The sequence below is a fragment of the Verrucomicrobiia bacterium genome, assembly GCA_036405135.1.
Classification (GTDB): domain Bacteria; phylum Verrucomicrobiota; class Verrucomicrobiia; order Limisphaerales; family JAEYXS01; genus JAEYXS01.
In genome coordinates, this window is sequence record DASWYF010000011.1 from 1 (window position 1) to 18,773 (window position 18,773).

Here is an 18,773-nt window from a genome sequence, read left to right on the forward strand (position 1 = left end):
TCTTCCAAATGCAGGTCATCAAGGAACTGGACCTGCGTGAAAATCAAACCCAACCAGTTCCTAAAACCTGATGCACTGGCCAACTCAAAATGTGTCCACCATGTCCCCGCACACCTGTCCACCATCTCTCCAGTCTTTACATCCCCTCGGAGGGCAGAAGGATTGAGGATGAGGGGTGCTCCCACTTTGACAGCCTATCAGAGCAACCAGCCACAACATCCACACAACGCGCCAAATGTTACCTCCCTCTCCCCAATGGGCAGGCCGAGCTTCGGCGAGAGGGCCGGGGTGAGGGGGAAAGCATCGTGCATAAGCAAAAGCAGCCCTCAAGACACCTCGCACTGCTCTGTCTATGGGCCCTCTTGTTTTCCTTCTCCGGTTGCACATCCAGAAGCAACACCACAGCACCCATCATCTCAGTAGCTAATGAATCGACCTACATGCTTGCCATCTCGAAGAAAAGTGGCAAACGCATCATCCCCGGGTATGACATCTTTGCCGATGGCAAATGCTCACTGCGCTCATCAGAAGGCGATGAATTCACCTTAAAACTGCCTCCCGAAGAAGTGACTGGCTTGGTTTCATTCAGCAAGGAACAAGGTTTTTTCTCAATTTCCAATGAATCACTAGAAAAAGCATCCTACCCCATTACATCCATAGACTTGCAACTCGTAACGAATGAAATATCCGGCGTAGTTTCGGTGGAAGTGATCGGTGCAACCAGCACCTATTCCATGGAGACGCATGCCAACCAAGTGACCGTCTCCATTCAAGATGGCACGGTCAAAAACTCCATCTCCCGCTACAATCTCCACAAAGAGATCAAGCACTACACAAACCTCACTCAATTTCAAATCATCGGACGTTGCGTGGACAAGATCGATGAAACCGTCCTGACCACTTGGAAAAAGCAGCTCCGCCCCTTAACTGAACCTTAGGATGGCCTCACCGTTATGGGAACGAACAGGTGATGACACAAATGTCATCCGGCAAAGCACCCGATTTCAGCCGCACCAAGTCCACGAGTTTATGCGCCAGCCCAGTAGATTCATGTTCCTTCACTACGGCATGGATCGCTTCGATGCTCGTGTATTTCCACAAACCATCCGTGGCCACCACCAAGGTTCCTTGTGGCGCTTCCACTGAGAATGTGAATGGCATCACACCTCCTGTCCCCAGGAATGGTTTTCGCCTTTGCCCGCGGGTAAGTTCTTGCTTGGACTCGCCAGTGAAAAGCCAGGCCGCAGAATCACCCACACTTGCGCCAAAGAGACTGCCTGGCTTTACCACCACTATGATGGCCGTCGTCTCTCCCGCACGCGGATCATCCCAGATCACAGTATCCAGACTGGTCAATGTGCTCGCACACCCCAGATCACTGGAGACAGATTTGATGACTGAAGAAACCGTCTGCAGCACCTGATCCGCCGCTTCCGCTCCACCAGATATGCCGCCCGCGCCATCGGCGATGGCGATGCAAACGCCATCAGGCAGGTGGATGATATCTCCACGGTCCTCACTAAGATGACGGGAAGAATCCAGCGCGATCGATGTGTTCATGCCACGTGCCAACATAACACAGAATTCAAAAATAAATGCATGATGACGTAACACCACTTGTTGAACGGCACGGAATCCGCTAATTACAGAACCAAGAAAGAGCATCGAAAATGAAAAAAGCACTGGGATTGGCACTGGCAGTCGGCGGAGCATTCATGTTGTTCTATGGCTTCAAAGCCAAAGACTCATTGGAATCCAAGGTGAACGAACTGGTGAAAGGTTCACCTACTGACAAGTCCATGCTGATGATCGGCGGCGGAGCCGCCATGTGTGTCGCCGGTGTCGTGTTGGTGATGAGCAAAAAGTAAGTGACGCCAATACGGCTGAGGCCTGCTATCAAGACAGAAGCGAGGACTTTAGTCCGCCTAAACATCCCTCAGCAAGCGGTGTAAAGGATGTCTGGAGAGCGAGACGTTCACCCGCTCACACATTCTTCCGGTTCAAATGCGCCAGAAATTCATCTATCGTCAGATTGCAATTCTCTGACTTTAAAAACTCCTGCAGTTCATTCGGCTTGAATTTCAACTCCACCTGCTTCACCACCCCGCAATCCACCCGATAGCCCCCCCCCTCCTTCAGCAGATCCTTCTGCTTGGTGTCATTCAACGTGATCGTCGCACTCAGCGGCGAAGACTTTCCATCCCGCACCCTGCGGACCACCTGACACTTCAACCCCGGCTCACCGTAATGCCGGTGAAACACGGCGAATTTGATCTCATCTCCCTCATAAGCATACTGCACCGTCATCACGAAGAAGCTGGAATCGATGAACTCCGCGCTCTCATACGTCAGTTCAGCGCGAGCACTATTGGTCCCGGTGAAAAAACAAACGCCGGTCCAAAGCCAAAGCAATGCAGGCAGAATTCTTGCGCGCATGTCGCCAGTCCTTTTGAGTGGATGCCTGAAAGTCGCTCTGCGGAGTGGTTCCGTCAAGCGGACGTTGAAGCCCGGTTTGTAATTTGCTGAGAAAAAGCACTGAGATATTATCCCCCTCGCCCCTCGGAGGGTTGATCATTACCCATAAGTGATCACCAGCGTCCAGCCAGCGGGAACTTCCTTATTAAGGTGGGGCAAAGCTGCCGCTTTGCCCTAACTTTGGCCTTCACCGTCGTATCCTCAAATGGAACCGGCCTTCGTAAAACCCAACCCTCCCTGTTCCTAGCCTCAATAGGGTCAGGGGTGCCGGACTTTCCCTGCGTTTATCCTCTAAACCAACTGGATCAACTTCGGCTGCCGGGCATCAATCAGCGCATTCAAGCGCTCCTCCAGCCCCTCCACCGCCTCCTCGAAAATCTCGCGCACATCCTCTTCCCCGATCGGCAAAGACTTCGCCGCTGATTGCACAAACCCGCCCAGACTCTGCCGTGCGTAGCTGATCAGCCCCTGTCGCAACGGCAGCGAGAACTGCTGCAGTGCGAGCCCATACACCAGCACATGCCACCCATGCGCCTTGTTCTCCTCCACCGCCTGCAGATAGCGCATCACCACCCGCTGATCACGCAATGGCCGCAGCCGCTTCAGCTTGCTCCGCCCTACACGACGGCTCGCCGCCGATAAATCCTTCTCCACCAGCACCACCTCCATCTGCCGATCCAGCTCGATGAGATCGCGCGCGAACCCTTGCTGCGCGAATTGATGCGCTTTCAAGATCGCGGGAAGCTCCACCGCTTCGAGTATGTGCTGACGATAGTGGGAGAGAAACAGTCGCAGTGTGGCCGCATCCTGCACCTTCGGTAAACGCCACGCCGAAGCTGCTTTTCCCAAGGCGAGAAAACCCTCCGGCGTGCTGACCTGATCCAGCAAAGGATTGGGATCGCCCAATACTTCGGCGGCTTCACCAGTCAACTTGGCTGCATCATCAAACACTAGCGGCGAAACTAGCTCGAATCTGACTATTTCGCCAACCGTAAATGCCGAAACCCCTGACAAAAATTGGCACAACCGTCACGGCGTGCAAACGTCGCCCTTTATTTCGCAAACACCATCGCCGGACTCGCCTGCCCCGTGCGGTTCACCGCCGTGAGCGCGATCGCATCCGCTCCCTTGCCGCCAACCGCCTTCACTTTCGCACGCGTCATCTCGCTGCCGTAGACATGTGTTTCCCAGTTGCCTCCGCGCTTCACCTGCAAGACCCAGTTCTGGATCACATTCCCCGGTTCAATGCTCCACTGTATCTCGATATCGCCATTGCCCCCACTGCTCTGCACCAGCAATTTTGGTTTTGATGGCACGCTTTGACCAAGCCACGGTGATGCCGGCACCAGTGCATTATCCGTGTAAAAGCGGTCCGTCAGCAGTTCCTGAATCTTTCCCTTGTTCGCCGCGAGCGGTTTGCTGTGCCAGAACACATTGCCCGTGGAACCCTTCTGCTTGCGCGTGATCTCCAGTTGCTCGCGCATATCTGTGATGGGCCACTTGGTATCGATCTTGTCCAGATTGTTCCCCGGCCAGACGTGACGCTTGTGCTTGTTCACACTCACCCACCAGTCGAGCAACAGCGGATAGCTCTGCGCCGTTTCGCTCACACCCCAGTAAAGTTGCGGCACATAATAATCGCACCAGCCTTCCTCCAACCACTTGCGCGAATCCGCATAAAGCTGATCATACGCATCCAAACCTTTGATCTCTTTCGGATAACCCGGACGCCAGATGCCAAACGGGCTGATGCCGAACTTCACCCAGGGCTTTTCCTCTTTGACCATCTTGTACAGCTTCTCCACGAATATGTTCACGCTCTCACGCCGCCAGTCATCGCGCGACAGCTTGCCGCCGCTCTTTTGATAACGCGCCCAGCTCACGTCATCGGGAAACTCCACCAATGCCCCTTTGGCATCTCTGACCTTGTAGGGGTAAAAATAATCATCGATATGCGCACCATCGATGTCATAGCGCTTCACCACATCACGGATGACTTTCAGCGAATACTCCTGCACCGCCGGTTCCGAGGGGTCCATCCACAGATAGGTGCCGTATTTCTTCACCAGTTCCGGGCGCGTCTTGCTGATATGATTGCTGGCGACCACACCGGGCGAAGCCGTATTGCGCACCCGATAAGGGTTGAACCACGCGTGCAATTCCAGCCCACGTTTATGCGCTTCTTCCACCGCGAATTCGAGCGGGTCGTAATAAGGATCCGGCGCTTTGCCCATCTCACCGGTCAGATACTCGGACCACGGCTCCAGCTTGGAGGCGTAGAACGCATCACACATGGGACGCACCTGCAGGATGACGGCGTTCAAGTTCAGCTTCACCGCCAGATCCAGCAGATCGCGCAATTCCTTTTGTTGTTCCGCAGTGGTCAAACCCTTCTTGGAAGGCCAGTCAATGTTGGATACCGATGCGATCCAAACGCCACGAAACTCCCGCTCAATCGCTGGCGGTTTGATATCCGAAGGCAGATACGCCGCTGCCATGGCTGCCGTGGAAAAGAGGACAGATGCCAGGAAGGCGAGCCAATGACCGCATCGGGGGGTTGATTTCACGCGAGTTTTAAATACGGGTGCCCATAGCCAAAGGCAAGCGCCAGTTTGATTTACGATTTAAGAAGTACGATTTACGAGCCAACCGTCAATTCACGTAGAAGACGAAATTTAACGTCCTAAGCCACCCCGCTCGAAACCAAAAACCAGAAACTCGAAACCTTCCTGCCGCTCGTAAATCGTAATTCCAAAATCGTAAATCCCCTGGATTGAACATTTCTCCCCTCAATACTGCCCAAACATTGGCTTCAATAAATTCTGGCCTGAGTGCGTCAGTAAGGTAAGCTTGAAAAACATGTCCATCATTGAACGTACAGTCACGGTGAGCTGGCGTTGCCGCGTGCATTTCACGCAGCATGCTTTTGACTTGGGTAACAAGACCTTGCGCGATGCCATGGCGGAAGCAGAACCGCAGAAAGTTCACAAAGCGTTCGTAGTGGTTGATGAATCGCTCGCCAAGGCACAACCGGACTTTGTCGGTCGCATAGAAGCCTATTTCCGCGCGAACTCCGATCGCCTCAAGCTGATGGGCACGCCGATGATCCTCGAAGGCGGCGAGCGCGTGAAAAACTCTTATTTCCACGTCTCGGAGATCCAATCGCACTTGGAGCGTCATCACATTGATCGTCACTCGTACCTCATCGCCATCGGCGGCGGAGCTATTCTGGATGTCGTGGGCCTTGCTGCCGCTACGGCGCATCGTGGTGTTCGTCACATCCGTATTCCGACCACCACTCTGGCGCAGGATGATTCCGGCGTGGGTGTGAAGAACGGCATCAACGCGTTCGGTAAGAAAAATTTCATCGGCACGTTCTGTCCGCCTTACGCCGTCATCAATGATTTCCAATTGCTCTCTTCCTTGCCTGAGCGTGATAAACGCAATGGTTATGTGGAAGCCGTGAAGGTGGCGCTTATTCGTGATCGCGAGTTTTTTGAACGCATCGAACAGGACGCTCCAGCCCTCGCCCGCTTCGAGGAAACGGCCATGCGCCATTTGATTTTCCGCAGTGCTGAACTACATTTGAACCACATCGCCACAAGCGGTGATGCGTTCGAGTTCGGATCCGCCCGGCCGCTGGATTTCGGGCACTGGGCAGCTCATAAGCTGGAGCAGGTTTCCGACTACCGCATCCGCCATGGCGAGGCAGTGGCAGTTGGCATCGCGCTGGATACAGTGTATGCGCGGCGCATGGGTTACCTCGATGCGCAATCATGTGAGCGCGTGCTGGTGCTGCTGGAGAAACTGGGCTTTGAATTGTTTGCCAACGAACTCTTGCTGGCAGACGCCACAGGCAACTTGGTTTTGCTGAACGGACTGGAAGAATTTCGCGAGCACTTGGGCGGTCAATTGACCATCACCCTGCTGCGCGGCATCGGCCAGGGGTTTGAGACACATGAGATGGTACAGGCCAATATTGTGGCCGCCATCGAAGAATTGCAGGAACGACAAAATCTGCGCGAGCAACGCATCGTGCCGCTCACGCGACGAAAACAGGAAAGCAGATGAAAATGAACCGCCGCCGTTTTATTGGGGTCACGGCAACGTTGACCGGGGGATTGCTAACAGGAACGGCGGTGGCAGCGGACAGGAAATCCGGCTTCGTCGTGGCTGGATATCTCCCTGATTACCGCCTCTCTCCGAAAAATCTCGCCCGGGCGAAAGGTCTTACCGACCTCATCGCCTTCTCCGCCGAACCTCGCGAGACCGGCGAACTCGAACTCCGCTCATGGAATGCTGATGCCATGAAGCAGCTCCGTCAGGCGCGCACGGATCACGGTTGCCGTATCCTCATCTGTGTCGGTGGCGGTGAACGCTCAGAACATTTCCGCAATCTCCTCGATTCTTCTCTTTCCCGGGACAAGCTCGTTCAAGCCGTCACGAGCCTGTGTGAACGCGAACAACTGGATGGCATCGATCTCGATTGGGAACATCCTGACACCAATGGCGAGGCACGCAATTACTCGATCTTCATGGAGCAGCTAAAAGCAAGTATAGGCTCGAAGCGTATTGTGACGGCCGCTGTCGCGACACATCAGGACTGGTTTGAAGATTCAGCACGTTATCTCGACCGCGTCCACGTCATGGCCTATGACATGCCCCAGCAGCATTCCACCGTCCAAGGTGCAGAGAATGCCGTTAACTCTTGGCTGAAACGCGGTGTGCCTGCGGATAAAATTTGCCTGGGCATTCCGCTCTATGGTCGCGGTGTGACTTCACGTGAGCGCACCATGGCTTATGCGGATCTGCTCACACGACCCAATTTCAAAGAGGGCACGGATGAGTGGGATGGTCTCTACTACAACGGCCCGAAAACTGTCTCAGCCAAAGTAGCCTTGGCCAAGCGCATGGGTCTAGGTGGTGTTTTCGTTTGGGAAGTTGGCCAGGACGCTGAGGGAGATAAGTCATTGCTCCAAAGCATCAAGGATGCTGCGAAAGCATAAGGCGAATTACGACCTTGGAAGTAAGGTTTACGAGCCATCGGTAATATAACGCCACGGATATAGTTGAGCGTTCTTAGCTCCTGGCGCGAAACCAGAAACGAGAAACTCGAAACCTTTGAGCGGCTCGTAAATCGTAAATCAAAAATCGTAAATCCTGTTTCAGCCTCGCCTTCCGCTCCCGATTCCCTCACCCTGACGTCATTTACATGACACGCACTGCCGTCATCAATGTCGTCGGGCTTACGGAAGGTCTCTTGGGCCAGCACACGCCCAAGCTGAACGCCTTCCGCCAGAAGACGGCGTTGCGTCATGTCACTCCGGCATTCCCTGCGGTCACCTGCACGGCGCAGACGGATTATGTGACGGGCCAGACCGCCAGTGAACACGGCATCGTGGCGAATGGTTGGTTCAATCGCGAGCTGTCCGAGGTGCAGTTCTGGAAGCAATCCAACCACGTGGTGCAAGCACCGAAGGTGTGGGATCAGCTTCGTAAAGAAGTTCCGGGCTTCACCTGTGCGAAATTATTCTGGTGGTATAACATGTATGCCACAGCGGATTGGTCCATCACACCGCGCCCCATGTATCCTGCAGATGGCCGCAAATTTTTCGACATCTACACGTGGCCTTACTCCATCCGCCCGGAGATCAAACAGGAACTTGGCGAATTTCCTTTCGCCGGTTTCTGGGGACCTGCTGCCGGATTGGACTCACCGCAAGGCAAGGCCGATTGCGTCTCCCGCTGGATTGCCGAATCCGCCAAGTGGACGGAGAAGAAGTATCAGCCCACGCTCAGCCTCGTTTACTTGCCACACTTGGATTACAACCTGCAGCGCATCGGCCCCTCTGATCCACGCATCGCACGTGACCTGACTGAGATCGATAATATCGTCGGCGACCTCATCACCTTCTATGAATCACGCAGCATCAAGCCTTTGATCGTTTCCGAATACGGCATCACGCAAGTGACCAAGGCGATCCATCTGAACCGCCTGTTCCGTCAGCAAGGCTGGCTCACGGTGAAAGAGGAACTGGGTTTGGAGTTGCTCGATGCCGGTGCGAGCAAAGTCTTCGCCGTAGCCGATCATCAAATCGCGCATATCTACGTGAACGACCGTTCACTGCTGAATACCGTGCGTTCACTTTTGGAGAAACAAGATGGCATCCCGCACGTGCTGGATGACGCGGGCAAGCGCGAACACGGCATCGCTCACACGCGGGCCGGGGATCTCATCGCTGTTTCGCAAGAAGATGCGTGGTTCACTTATTACTACTGGCAAGACGATGCGAATGCACCGGACTTCGCCCGCACTGTAGATATTCATCGCAAGCCCGGTTATGATCCGGTGGAACTGTTCCTCGATCCGCAAATCCCCGCTGTGAAGTTGAAGATCATCTGGCGCCTGCTGCAAAAAAAACTCGGCTTCCGCATGTTGATGGATGTCATACCGCTGGATGCTTCTCTGGTGAAAGGCTCCCACGGCTGCCGCCCGAAATCGAAGATGGATTGGCCGGTGCTTATAGGAGGAGACGCATTAGTCGGATCACAAGACCTGCGCTCCACGGATGTTTACCAGACGATTGTTGAAACGGTGCGGAGGTAGCTCCCGGCCTAACGGAGCCAAAGACATTCAATCATTTTCCGCGTTTCTTTGGACGTTCGAGGTAGAGAGTTGGATGCTGGGCGTTTCCCAATAGAGGCCGCAAGGCTCTGCCGGTGTGGCTTGCTTCCACTAGGGCAACGTCTTCGGGCGTGCCCATGGCGATGATCTGGCCCCCTTGATCGCCAGCATCCGGGCCGAGGTCGATGACCCAGTCGGCGCATTTGATGACGTCGAGATTGTGCTCGATGACGAAGACGGAGTGGCCTTGATCCACCATGCGCTGGAATACGGCGAGTAACACACGCACATCCTCGAAGTGCAAACCCGTCGTCGGCTCATCGAAGAGGAAGAGCGTGGGTTTCACGTCCAGCTTGCCGCCGGGAGATTGCACGTTCGTGGTCCACTCCGCGAGGTGACGCACGAGCTTGAGGCGCTGGCTTTCGCCGCCGGAGAGCGTGTTGATGGGCTGGCCAACGCGCAGGTAGCCGAGGCCGACGTCTTGCAGGAGGCGGAGGCTCGTGCAGGCGCGTTGGGCGGGGCGGAAGTCCGTGAGCTCGGCGAGGAAGGCCACGGCGTCATCAATGGTGGCTTCGAGGAAATCGCCGATGGACCATTCAGTGACGATGAGTTCGTTCGAATCCGGTGCGGCACGGCGGGCGCTCTGCAATTTCACTTCGAGGATGTGCGGGCGATAGCGGCGGCCATGGCAATCTGGGCAGCGGATGAAGACATCGCTGAGGAATTGCATCTCGATCTTCTCAAAGCCAGCACCGCGGCAACGTTCGCACTGGCCTTGGGCGGAATTGAAACTGAACGCGCTGGAGCCGAGTCCGCGCTGCTTGGCCAAGGGTGCCTGGGCGAAAACTTCGCGGATATCATCGAAGGCACCAATGTATACGGCGGGATTTGAGCGAGGTGTTTTGCCTAACGTGCCCTGATCCACGAGCACGACACCGCCGAGACCTTCCCAGCCGGTGACCTTGGCAGCGACGAAACCACCTTCTTCTTCGCTCTCGTCATCGTCTTCATCCTCGCTCTTTACTTTTACTGCGCCAGCGAACTTCTGGGTCAGTGCGGGTAGGAGCACATCACGCATCAAGGTGGACTTACCGGAGCCGCTAACGCCGGTGACGCAGACCAGGCGGTTGAGAGGGATATCTACGGAAAGGTTTTGCAGGTTGTGGAGGTTGGCACCGGTCAGGGACAAAGTGCTTCCAACTTCGAGTTGAGGGATTGATGATATGCGAAGATCGCGCGTTTCCACTGAGGCAACGGTCCCCTTCCCTACTTTATACTCCACCACTTGATCGTTCAGCGCGATCTCGGCGGCTTGCATCAGGCCGACCGGGCGACGCGTGGGCAATTCGATTTTCTTACGACCACTGAGATATTGGCCGGTCAGTGAGCGTTCGCTCTTCAACACATCGGCAAAAGGGCCTTGGAAAACGATCTCGCCGCCACTTTCGCCGTGGCCGGGGCCGATATCGATGATCTGATCGGCAGCACGCATAACACCAGATTCATGCTCCACAACGACGACGGTGTTACCGGTATCGCGCAGACGTTCGAGGATTTTCACGAGGCGCTCAGTGTCGCGCGGATGCAGTCCTACGCTGGGTTCATCCAGGACGAAGAGCGTATTCACCAAGCGGGTGCCAAGGCAGGTAGTTAGATTCACGCGTTCAGTTTCACCACCGGAAAGAGAACGTGTGGGGCGGTCCAGCGTGAGGTAGCCGAGGCCGACTTCATTCAAGTAACCCAAGCGCGCGCGGACTTCGTTCAGGACGACTTGGATGGGATCGTTCACGGCGACTTTGCGGCTGGCAGCGAAGCCATCGATCAGAGCCAAAGCATCGCGGATGGGGAGCAGGTAGAAATCGGAGAGAGTCAGTCCTTTGTGACTCTCGCTTTTCGTAAATCTGTAGAGTAGTGCTTCGGGCTGAAATCGTTTACCATCGCACGTCCGGCACTTCGTATAGGCGCGGTAGCGGGAGAGGAGCACGCGCACGTGCATCTTGTAGGACTTGGATTCTAACCAGCGAAAGTAGCCCTTCACGCCATACCAGAGATGCGGCCATTCATGGGCTTCATCGCTGCCGTAACCGGGCTCGCCATCGACGACGAAGCTCTGATGCTCCGGCGAAAGCTCCTCAAAAGGAACGTCCATGGGGACTTTGCGTTTGCGGCAGGCTTTCACCAGGTCCGTCTGGCAATCGGCGGAGACGCCGCCTTGCCAGGGTTTCACGGCACCATCATTCAAAGACTTGGAGCGATCGGGGATGGCGAGGTCGTAGTCGATGGAGATGACGCGACCGAAGCCACGGCAGGCAGGGCAAGCGCCGACGGGGTTGTTAAAGCTGAATAAGGCCGGAGAGGGATCACGGTATTCGATATCGCAGGTGGCACAATGCAGATGCTTGGAGTAACGCCCCCATGGCTTGCTCAAATCTTCTATACGATACAATGCCAGCTTCCCTTTCCCGAAATGATACGCCTGCTCACACGCCTCCACAAAACGCGAGCGATTCGCCTTCGCCAGTTTGACGCGATCTTGGATGACGATGAGATGTGAGGGATGCGGTGTAGGCGAAGATTCCTTCAGCAGATCTTCCAAGCGCACGACTTTATCACCCACCACCAGCCGTTGATAGCCCTGCTTCGCGATCAATTTAAGCGACTCCTCCAGCGGCAGCTTCTCAGACAATGCCACATTGAAAGTCACCAGCACTTCCACCTTCTCCACATCCTCTTTCGCACCTCCCACTTCACCCCTCGCCCCTTCCCAGACGTCTTGCGCGGCGTCTTTACGGACAAGTTGATCGCACTGGCGGCAGTGAAGTTGGGCGAGATGCGGCCACAGCACTTTCATGTGGTCGCAGATCTCGGTCATGGTGCCCACCGTCGAGCGGGTGCTCTTCACGGAGTTCCGCTGCTCGATGGCGATGGCGGGTGGGATACCCTCGATGCTGTCCACCTGCGGCTTGTCCATTCGGTCGAAGAACTGGCGCGCGTAAGGGGAAAAGGTTTCGATGTAGCGGCGCTGGCCTTCGGCGAAGAGGGTATCGAACGCGAGCGAGCTCTTGCCCGACCCGCTGAGGCCGGTGATGACGACGAGCTTGCCTGTGGGCAGGTCGAGATCGAAATTTTTGAGGTTGTTATGCCGGACCCCGCGCAAGCGGATGACCGGCTGGGACGTCGCCTTCGACATGGTGGGCGGAATGTAAGGCGTGGCGGGGGCAAGTCAACGGCTGTAAATGAGATTTCTCAACTCATTGAGCATCTATCCAAAGATGAATTCCGTTGTTCCTCAAATAAAAAGTCCAGATATTCAATCACCATGGTCTTTTGTGGACTCACCAGCTCTCCTCCAAACCTCCTTAAGGAATCCAAACTCATTGAACTCCGCACTGAACGACCTCACGGGTTTTTCTGGATTCAAGGCAATCAAAGGGAATGGTGAAGGTGCCGGCATGCTGGCCACAAAAATAAACACGACAAAACCCATCATGACAAACCGGTAACATCTTCTACCTTCCACACGCGCATATGTGGGCTGGACAAGTAAGTCACGAAAGTGATCGCCATCATAGTTCAACGCAAATATGGCGATTGGGTAATGGGTAGATGCCCCAGATTGGCCGCTAACGAGCATTTTTCTGATAAGCTCTTCATGCGGCCCCAAATATACATGCTCAAACAATGGCAGACTACTCACAGAAGCTCTCCATAAAATCGACAAGAAAAATAGTTTAAGAAGATTGTAATCTAACCTTGGGTGTTCCCTGATTCGAACTGATCCCATGACGAACGCAGGCAATGGATCAACAAACAATCGTCTCGAATGCTTCTCAAACTTATTTATCAACGATTCACATCCGCTGCATAATAGACGCTCTCTATGCCCTTTCTGGCCTTTCCTTATCTCCCCACTCTCAACATCTTCAAGTGCGATAAAATGATGCTTATCGTCATAAAGCGTCGAATAAAGGAATTCCGGGATAATATGCGAGCGGCACAAATCAGCTTTCTGCAAACATAACTTGCAAGTCACGCTTAGACCCTAGCCCATCGTTCGGCTCCGAGCAATCTCCGCAAGACGCGAAGTGTTCTATACCCCCCGATATCGCATTGTATTAGGAGCCTTTGCCCCTCTTGGACCTAAACTGTGTCCGCTGCATTACACACCGGCAAGAGTTTAAGCGGCTTAAATGCCGCGCTCCATCAAATAACGCCTTGGTCTGCATCCGTGTTGATCTGTGTTTGCCACCGGTACTACCGGTCTGCGGTTAAGTCCCTTTCCTAAACACCACAATCCGATTCGTATTCGTCCCCTTCGCATTATTATCCACCCCCCAGCAATTCGCAGTCTTGGTGAACTCCTGATCATTGATCATCACCAGCAACGGCTCCAGTCCGGCAGCAAGACCACAGGTAATCACGGCTTCCTCCAGCTTCACCTTGCCGCGATTCACTTCACCCACTTCAAAGGCGATGTGACCACCAACCTTGAGCAACCGGTGAAGCTCGCGGAAGACGCTGGTCATGACTTCCTGCCACACTTCCAGTTTCTTCGGAATGGTGATCTTCACCTTCGAGGAATCAATGCCAAGGAACCAGCAACGCAACCAGTTATCCGTGGCGTAATCCACGACATCAAGAAACGGCGGTGAAGTGACCACGAGGGAGACGCTCCCGGTGGGTAGCTCGTGCGTGGCATCGGCTGGAGCAGTAGTAAAGCGGGCCTTGTCAGTGACACTGGCCAATCGCGCAAAATCCTGCCGCTTCATCTCCTTCAGCAACTGATTGGATTTTTTCAGAATGATCTTCACGACGTCGCGATAAGGCGGCACTTGATTCCGTCGCTCATTGATCTTGCGCTGGGATTTCACGGACACAGCCTGATTCGGTGGCAGGGTGTAAACAGAGAAGAATCCCGGTGAATGGCCCGTGAGGCGGTTTAGCGCGACCATGGCGATCCATTCGTCTATGCTATCGAGCACACCTTTTTCACGACGGGCCATGAGGTATTTTCTGAGGGCGCAGATCTCGCGCAAGGTATCGCGGTGGTAGAAAACCAAGAGGTCTTTGGGTAGGCGTCCGCCAGTTTTCAGATCAATGGTGCTGAGTCTTCCTGAAATTTCTTTGAGGCTAGGCGGCGCAAGGCGGGCACGGGTGAGCACCTGGCTCAAGGGGTTCACGTCATTGCCGAAGGGCACGCGTCCGAGCAAGGCGGCCTCAATTGGCGTAGTCCCCCGCCCCATGAAAGGATCGTAAACCACTTCGCCTGGCAGCGTAAGACGCTCGATGAAAAAGCGCGGAAGCTGGGGCTTGAAGCAGGCGCGATAGGAGATCTCGTGAAGATTGCTGGCCTGCCGTTGTTGCGCGGTCCAGAACTCGTTCACAAAAGTGGGCACAGTGAGCTTCTTCTGACCTGTGACACGCGTGGCCAGACGACGGGTCTTAGTGCCGAACTGGCGGAAGGCGGCGAGTTCCCTGGCAAGCGAGCGGCTCTTCCCAGCAGGCCTGGCAACGACACGAGGTGTCTTGGTTAAGACAAATTCCGATGTATCGGGCCAAAGCACGGCGGGGATTAAACGGCATCTCATGAAACCGGGGAAGCGGATAATGAACTTCAAGGCATCATCGCTCGCAATTCAGCGACGAGGCCGGGAAATATCTCCAGGAAACGCACCACTTCCTCGTCCGTATTCTCCAATCCCAGGGTCAGCAAAATGGCACCTTTGGCAAGCGAGGGGCTTTGGCCGATGGCAGCGAGCACAGGAGAAGTTTTCAGGGCTTTCGTCACGCATGCGGTACCACTGTGAAGAGCGATGCCTTTGAGGTCACAGCGCAGCACGACGGCTTCGCCTTCAAGACCTGCGAGACTGATATGGATGTTCGCCGGGTGACGATGCGGGCCGGGGACAGGACCATTGAAAGTAAGATCGTGCACGGATCTTTCCAAGCCGTTCCACAGCTTCTGCTGCAAGGCATGCACCTGAGCGGCATGTTTGGAGAGAGAGGTTTTTGCCAATGTGCAAGCGACACCAGCACCTACGATGGCAGGAATATTTTCCGAACCGGGACGACGTCCGTCTTCTTGCACGCCGCCGTGGAGTATGTTCTGCAGCGGTGTGCGGCGGTTGCGGTAGAGCATGCCGACACCCTTCGGCCCGTAAAAGCGGGAGGGACTGAGGGCTAGGAGTTGCACGCCGAGAGATTGCACATCGATGGGCAGCCAGCCTGCGTTGAAGTTGGCATCGACGAAAACAGGGATGCCTCGTTCCGTGGCAACGGCGGCGATCTCTTTCACCGGCTGTATGGTGCCGATGTCGTGATTGGAGTGATGGAGGCAAATCAGAATCGTTTCATCGGTGATCGCTTCACGGATGGATTCAGGAGCGATGGAGCCGTCTGCGGCAACACCAACTTTCGTGGCCTTGAATCCTTGAGTTTCCAACCAGGCGATGGAGCCGCTCACGGCGGGATGCTCGGCCGCAGAATAGATGATGTGGTTGCCGAGACGTTTGCCCGCGAGAGCTGCGCCTTTGATCGCAAGGTTCACTGATTCCGTGCCGCCACTGGTGAAAAGGATGGAATCGGGCGTTTCGGCGTTAATGAACTGGGCGACTTGCTCGCGGGATTCATCGAGAGCCTGACGGGCGCGCAATCCCTGCTGATGGAAAGACGAGGTGGAACCGAAGTTTTCAGTGAACCACGGGCGCATAGCATCGAAGACCTCAGGGCGCACGGGTGTGCCCGCTTGGTAATCGAAGAAGATGCATCGCATAGAAATAGGGTAGGTGAAATCCAGCGAGGGGACAAGGTTGATGCCTTGGTGGAAATCGGTCGCAATGGACGCTCTCACCCCTCCCATTTTGAGGGGAAAGAAGAGACATCTGTAGTCGTGATGCTATTTCGTTGCTGGTTTGCCTTCGAAAGCTTCCAAATAATCGCTCAGGCTTCGCATGTTTTCGATAAACACGCTGGTCTCGATACGGCGACTGGATTTCAGGTCTTTGGCTTCTTGGGCAGTTTTGCCATCAGTGACCCAGCGGCCCTGGGTGTCGAGATCTTTGATGGCTTTTTCCACTTTGGGAGCGAGCTTGGATTGTACTTCGGCGCGAGTCTTGTCAGACATCGGTTTGGGGACGCGTTTGGCGGCGGTTTTCTCGCGGCCGTCTTTTTGCAGTTCATCCCATTGAAGGAACGTGCGACGCATGTTGAAGTCACTCTCCCAGCCGTATCCGGTCTGGCGTTCCTTGCTGATGTCTTGCAGGCGATAGTAGATCTTGCCATCGCGATCACCATAGATCGGTTTGTTGCTGGTAAGCTCGTAGTAGCGCGCCCATTTGTTCGGGGCGATCTCGGAGCGCTTATACCAAGCGAGGGCGCGGGGGATTGGCTCGATGTATTTGGCATCGCCAGTTTCCAGATGCAGACGGATCAAGGCGCGGATGGCACCGCCGCTTTCACCACCAGTGATGGCGGGGGGCTCGAAGGCGCGTGCCCAGGCGGGTTCCATGTTGGGATTGTATTGCTGGGCCCAGGCTGGTTGTGGCTCGGGCAATTGGGCAAGCAGGAGGAAATCACCGGCACGTTTCGCGGCAGCGAGATATTTCGGATCACCGAACTGTTTGTGGGCGGTGAGCATGATGTCGATGCAATCGGAGAGAGTGCCGTCATTCAACGTATAGTAGCCTTTGTAGTCTGTCTTGGGATGCTCGCGCGGATAAGCCTTGGGGATGCTGGCTTTTTTTATAGGATACTCAGAAGTACTCTTGGGTTTGCCGTCGTAGCGTTGGGGCCAGGCACCGATGGGATATTGAGCCTCCAACATTTTCTTCAACCCATAATCCAAGGCGGTGCGAATCTCTTTGTCTTCCGCGCTCGTCGAAGTCTTCGTGACAGCCACGTATTCCATCAGGAAACGCAGAGCGTCTTGGGTGTTGTTGTCATCGTAGGTGGAGATGTTCTTGCGCTTGGCAAGCTCTGTTGCTGTTAGCTTGCCAGCATCCGTGCGACGGTAAGCGAGGGGGAATTTGGCGGGATCAAAATCAATGGAGTAGTCCCAACCACCAGATTCGAGCTGGCCTTTGGCCAGAGCAAGAGCACATCCGCGGGCAGCATCGAGGTGTATTTTATCGCCGGAAGCGGCATAGGCTTTCAGGAACGTTTCACCCATAGCAGGCGTCCCTGGTGGCTGTATCCAGATTTGAGTGGCCGTCGCATTCTCTTCGCCAGCGCGAAATTTTAAATCATCCGAATAGCGCCAAAGATAACCACCTTCCGTGGAGATCGATTGCATGAACTTCGTGGATTTGTTCAGGGCAGCTTTCACTTCTGTGGCCGAAGGCGCAGCAAACAGGGAAGTGGTCATGAAACTCACGGCAACGACCAACAGGATGGCGAAGGTTTTCATGTGTCTGGGCAAATTATTGAGAAGGAGTTTAGCAAAGGGTAAGGCTTTGCCAATCGAAGCTTTGATGCGGCAAATGGAGTGCGGCTTTTAAGCCGCTTCAATTACCAACAGCCAATAGGATGTGAACACCATGAGGTATTTGCCTTCTAAAAGCGTTTTGAAAATCTTTCGATTCGCGAATATTGAAGCGGCTTAAAAGCCGCGCTCCAACGCGGTTCGCGCTCGACACTGGTGCTTCTGCCCCCTACACGAAGGGGCGTGGCGGATGCCAGTCTTTCCAGTTGGGTGATCGCGTATGCGGCAGTGCTGTTCATCGGCCTGTCGAAGGCAGGCTTTGGTGGCGGGCTTGGCATGCTCACGACGCCTTTGTGCGTGATGGCCTTTGGCTCGAAAGATGCCGTGGGGATTTTGCTGCCGCTCTTGTGTGCAGGCGATGCTTTCACCCTGTATCATTACTGGGGCAAATGGGAGAAGCGGAACGTGATCTTGCTCCTGCCCGGAGTACTTCTGGGTGTGCTGGTGGGTGTGCAATTGATCGGGCACTTTTCTGCACGTCAGTTCAATATCGTCATCGGCATCCTTGCGATTGTGTTCGTGATTTTCCAACTGACAAAAGAACGCATCTTCGCAGCGGAGAGCACGTTCAAGCCGGATCATAAGATCGCGCTGCCGTTTGGGGTCGGTATCGGCATCACGTCCACGTTTGCGCACGGAGCCGGGCCGGTGGCGGCACTTTATCTCGTGCCACAGAAACTGGCCAAGGAAGTCTTCGTAGCGACGAACATCCTCATCTTCACCTGTGTGAACTGGATCAAGATGCCGTTTTTCATTCTGGACCGCAGCATGATCGATGTGCCGGTCTTGGCGTCGCATGCGTTGATCAACAAGGAGACGCTGATCAAGAGTGCGATTCTATTGCCGATCTTGCCCGTCGGTGTGTGGCTGGGTGTGTGGCTGAACCGCAAGGTGTCGGAGAAGGTGTTCATGCGGCTCGTCTACCTCTTCACGTTCCTCACGGGACTCCATCTGATCTTCAATTTTAAATTCAACGCGTTGTTTGGGCGCTGATTCGTAGCAGCCGAGGTGACGAGGCTCTGACACCTTTTCAGCTCCTTCACATCAGTTAGAGCCTCCTCACGTCGGCTGCTACGAGTTTAGGGACGCTTGCGCTTAGCTTGGAGGCGTGTATCTTCATTTCAGCCACCGAAGGCATCGATGGCGGGTGTTCTCATCCGTAGATGCCATCACGCAGGTGGCATTTTCTATTTC

General features: G+C 54.8%; 15 protein-coding genes. 6 read left to right on the plus strand and 9 right to left on the minus strand.

What is annotated here, in order from left to right; translation table 11 throughout:
- Window positions 1–305: 305 nt before the first annotated feature.
- On the plus strand, window positions 306–938 hold the full coding sequence (locus VGH19_05030) for a hypothetical protein (GenBank protein ID HEY1170714.1): 633 nt from the start codon (window positions 306–308) through the stop codon (window positions 936–938).
- 13 nt (window positions 939–951) lie between these two features.
- Here VGH19_05030 and VGH19_05035 read toward each other — a convergent pair whose 3' ends face one another.
- Window positions 952–1,560 (minus strand): protein phosphatase 2C domain-containing protein, encoded by a 609-nt coding sequence (locus VGH19_05035; GenBank protein ID HEY1170715.1) that lies wholly within the window; start codon window positions 1,558–1,560, stop codon window positions 952–954.
- 110 nt (window positions 1,561–1,670) lie between these two features.
- On the opposite strand from VGH19_05035, the gene VGH19_05040 reads away from it, so the two are divergent.
- Window positions 1,671–1,868, plus strand: coding sequence for a DUF3185 family protein (locus VGH19_05040; protein ID HEY1170716.1), 198 nt, complete (start codon window positions 1,671–1,673; stop codon window positions 1,866–1,868).
- Between the two features lie 115 nt (window positions 1,869–1,983).
- On the opposite strand, the gene VGH19_05045 is transcribed toward VGH19_05040, so the two are convergent.
- The 3 genes from VGH19_05045 to VGH19_05055 form a co-directional block, all read right to left on the minus strand.
- Window positions 1,984–2,436: a hypothetical protein gene (locus VGH19_05045; protein HEY1170717.1), complete on the minus strand. Its 453-nt coding sequence runs from the start codon at window positions 2,434–2,436 to the stop codon at window positions 1,984–1,986.
- Window positions 2,437–2,766: 330 nt separating this feature from the next.
- Complete coding sequence (locus tag VGH19_05050) at window positions 2,767–3,426, minus strand: urease accessory UreF family protein (GenBank protein ID HEY1170718.1); 660 nt, start codon at window positions 3,424–3,426, stop codon at window positions 2,767–2,769.
- Window positions 3,427–3,527: 101 nt separating this feature from the next.
- Window positions 3,528–5,042, minus strand: coding sequence for a family 10 glycosylhydrolase (locus VGH19_05055; GenBank protein HEY1170719.1), 1,515 nt, complete (start codon window positions 5,040–5,042; stop codon window positions 3,528–3,530).
- 292 nt (window positions 5,043–5,334) lie between these two features.
- Between VGH19_05055 and VGH19_05060 the strand changes: the two genes are divergently transcribed.
- The 3 genes from VGH19_05060 to VGH19_05070 all read left to right on the plus strand — a co-directional run bounded on the left by VGH19_05060 (window position 5,335) and on the right by VGH19_05070 (window position 9,082).
- Window positions 5,335–6,546 (plus strand): 3-dehydroquinate synthase, encoded by a 1,212-nt coding sequence (locus VGH19_05060; GenBank protein HEY1170720.1) that lies wholly within the window; start codon window positions 5,335–5,337, stop codon window positions 6,544–6,546.
- A complete protein-coding gene (locus VGH19_05065; GenBank protein HEY1170721.1) occupies window positions 6,543–7,481 on the plus strand; it encodes a glycoside hydrolase family 18 protein in 939 nt (312 codons plus the stop codon). The genes VGH19_05060 and VGH19_05065 overlap by 4 nt, the downstream gene beginning before the upstream one ends.
- Window positions 7,482–7,687: 206 nt before the next feature.
- Entirely contained in the window at window positions 7,688–9,082 is a 1,395-nt protein-coding gene (locus tag VGH19_05070) for a nucleotide pyrophosphatase/phosphodiesterase family protein (protein HEY1170722.1), read from the plus strand.
- A 31-nt stretch (window positions 9,083–9,113) separates the two neighbouring features.
- On the opposite strand, the gene VGH19_05075 is transcribed toward VGH19_05070, so the two are convergent.
- The 5 genes from VGH19_05075 to VGH19_05095 form a co-directional block, all read right to left on the minus strand.
- On the minus strand, window positions 9,114–12,290 hold the full coding sequence (locus VGH19_05075) for an excinuclease ABC subunit UvrA (protein HEY1170723.1): 3,177 nt from the start codon (window positions 12,288–12,290) through the stop codon (window positions 9,114–9,116).
- A 120-nt stretch (window positions 12,291–12,410) separates the two neighbouring features.
- A complete protein-coding gene (locus tag VGH19_05080; protein ID HEY1170724.1) occupies window positions 12,411–13,115 on the minus strand; it encodes a hypothetical protein in 705 nt (234 codons plus the stop codon).
- A gap of 253 nt (window positions 13,116–13,368) precedes the next feature.
- Window positions 13,369–14,688 (minus strand): DNA methyltransferase, encoded by a 1,320-nt coding sequence (locus VGH19_05085; protein ID HEY1170725.1) that lies wholly within the window; start codon window positions 14,686–14,688, stop codon window positions 13,369–13,371.
- Window positions 14,689–14,714: 26 nt separating this feature from the next.
- A complete protein-coding gene (locus VGH19_05090) occupies window positions 14,715–15,872 on the minus strand; it encodes a cysteine desulfurase family protein (protein HEY1170726.1) in 1,158 nt (385 codons plus the stop codon).
- A 123-nt stretch (window positions 15,873–15,995) separates the two neighbouring features.
- Window positions 15,996–17,504 (minus strand): pectate lyase, encoded by a 1,509-nt coding sequence (locus tag VGH19_05095; GenBank protein HEY1170727.1) that lies wholly within the window; start codon window positions 17,502–17,504, stop codon window positions 15,996–15,998.
- A gap of 258 nt (window positions 17,505–17,762) precedes the next feature.
- On the opposite strand from VGH19_05095, the gene VGH19_05100 reads away from it, so the two are divergent.
- On the plus strand, window positions 17,763–18,572 hold the full coding sequence (locus VGH19_05100) for a sulfite exporter TauE/SafE family protein (GenBank protein ID HEY1170728.1): 810 nt from the start codon (window positions 17,763–17,765) through the stop codon (window positions 18,570–18,572).
- Window positions 18,573–18,773: the final 201 nt, after the last annotated feature.